The following is a 430-nucleotide window of genomic DNA, read 5'->3' on the forward strand; positions in this document are numbered from 1 at the left end:
CATCATCTAACCCATGGGGTTCGAAACGGCCATGACGGCTGGGTTATCAAAGACACAATTTATCCTGGGCCAGCAATGTTCGCTGGCCCTTTGGTTCTACAGGAACCGGCAGCATCCACAATCAGCGATGTCAGCGGCCCCTGTGCAGCTTCAGGCACGGCGCAATGCAGGTCATGAAATTGGGGAACTGGCCAAAGCTTATTTCGGTTCCGGGGCTGAGGTTGTGGCCAATCCTGGCGATCCATCTGCGGCGGCGCAGGCAACGCAGCAGCTGATTGCCGCCGGGCAGGGATTGATCTTTGAAGCAACTGCAATCCATCCGCAGGATGGTTCTTATGCGTCACTTGATGTTCTGCGCCGTGTCGATGGTACCGATGAATGGGATATGATCGAGGTTAAAAGCACCGCGTCAGTCAAGGGCTACCACATT

Annotated in this window: 1 protein-coding gene; it reads left to right on the plus strand. The window is 55.1% G+C overall.

Features of this window, described 5'->3' with window-relative positions:
* Positions 1–13: 13 nt before the first annotated feature.
* On the plus strand, positions 14–430 hold a 417-nt coding region (locus AC3DEV_RS17235), incomplete at its 3' end, for a hypothetical protein (protein ID WP_488372915.1).

The organism is Dietzia sp. IBK-p2-15D (assembly GCF_057773105.1).